Raw genomic sequence first — 1,700 nt, 5'->3', positions numbered from 1 at the left:
GCTGAGTGGGAAAGAACTTAATCAAATTGATATTATTCCTTAAGCTCAATATGAATATGCTTTTACTGCATTAAACTGATTAGCAACCTGATACACTAATAAGGAGCAATTATTAATTGAAATAAATGGACTTCCTTACATGAAAGATCTTACCCAAGGCTCTATCCCTAAACATCTAATTACTATGGCAATACCTATGATGATAGGTATGTTCATTCAAACCCTCTATTTCCTCGTCGATTTATATTTTGTTGGTCAACTAGGACCCGCTGCGCTTGCCGGGTTAAGCTTAGCTGGCAACATGATGTTTTTTATTTTTGCCTTAACACAAATTCTCAATGTAAGTACCGCTGCACTTATTTCTCAAGCGGTGGGCGCTAAAGATAACACTGATGCCAATTTAACTTTTAACCAATCAATGATGATATCTACCGTGCTTGGTAGCATGGTTTGTCTTTTAGGCTATTTTGAAGCTGAAAGTTATTTGAACCTGATCTCACAAGATGCAGAAACAATTACCATGGGCTTAAATTACCTGCATTGGTTTATTCCCTGTATGGCACTACAATTTTTAATGGTATCTATTAGCTCAGCGTTACGAGGAACAGGTATTGTTAAACCAACAATGTTTATTCAAATATCGTCAACTTTGATCAACATGGTGTTATCACCGATATTAATTACCGGTTGGGGCTCAGGTCATGAAATGGGGATAGCAGGTGCTGGCCTTGGTAGTTCTATTTCAGTCCTTTTTGCCGTACTGTTATTAGCTTTCTACGTTAAATCCGCAGATAAATATGTGTCAATTGAGTTATCTCTCTGGCGTGCAAACAAACAACGCATAAAAAAATTAATGGCTATTGGCTTGCCTGCCGGTGGTGAGTTCTTTTTAATGTTTGTTTATATGGGATCAATTTACTGGTTGATTCAACCTTTTGGCGCTGATGCACAAGCAGGCTTTGGTTTGAGCTCAAGAATAATGCAATCACTGTTTTTACCTTCAATGGCTATTGCCTTTGCCGCACCAGCAATTGCAGGGCAAAATTTTGGCGCGCAAAACTATGCTAGGGTAAAGGAAACATTTAAATGGTCAGCTATTTTAACCTGTTCGATGATGTCTTTAATTACCTTACTCTGTTTACTAGAAACACCTTTATTATTACAAAGTTTTTCAGAAAGCGAGCAAGTATTGTTAATTGGCACGGTGTTTTTACAAATAATTTGCTTAAATTTTATTCCGTCTGGTTTAGTGTTTAGTTGCTCAGGTATGTTTCAAGCAATGGGCAATACTTTGCCGGCATTATTTAGCACAGCTGTTCGTCTAATAACCTTTATCGTTCCTGCCATTTGGTTATCAAAGCAAGTAGACTATAAACTTGAACAGCTTTGGTATGTTTCTGTTTTTAGCGTATGTATTCAAGCATTAGTTAGCTTTATTCTTCTGCGTAGCGAATTTAAAAAACGCCTACCGTTATCTGCTGTGTCTAACTCTGAGCTACTGATTGAACCCATTTCCGTACCAAGAAAATTTTAATAACGTTGAGTTTAAATATTTATACCACTCTATCTAAGAAAGTGATCACTTAGCGTGAATTAAAAGGTTTAGAGGCAAAGCATTGATTGCAGAGAAGAGTTATTCTATTTTTAATAGTCAGTAATACCAAGTACGTTAAATTACTGCTCACCTGTACTGGTTAAAA

Annotated in this window: 1 protein-coding gene; it reads left to right on the top strand. The window is 36.6% G+C overall.

The annotated features are described in order from the left end of the window. The first annotated feature begins 139 nt into the window (after nucleotides 1-139). On the top strand, nucleotides 140-1,534 hold the full coding sequence (locus KO502_RS02070) for an MATE family efflux transporter (protein ID WP_216020885.1): 1,395 nt from the start codon (nucleotides 140-142) through the stop codon (nucleotides 1,532-1,534). Nucleotides 1,535-1,700: the final 166 nt, after the last annotated feature.

The organism is Colwellia sp. E2M01 (genome assembly GCF_018860585.1).
Taxonomy (GTDB): domain Bacteria; phylum Pseudomonadota; class Gammaproteobacteria; order Enterobacterales; family Alteromonadaceae; genus Colwellia.
The sequence above is the reverse complement of the archived record's forward strand: the minus strand, read 5'-3'. Positions and strand labels throughout refer to the sequence as shown.

Coding starts and splice junctions, on each gene's coding strand:
- KO502_RS02070 (WP_216020885.1), top strand. CDS start 140: ATGAAAGATCTTACCCAAGGCTCTATCCCTAAACATCTAATTACTATG.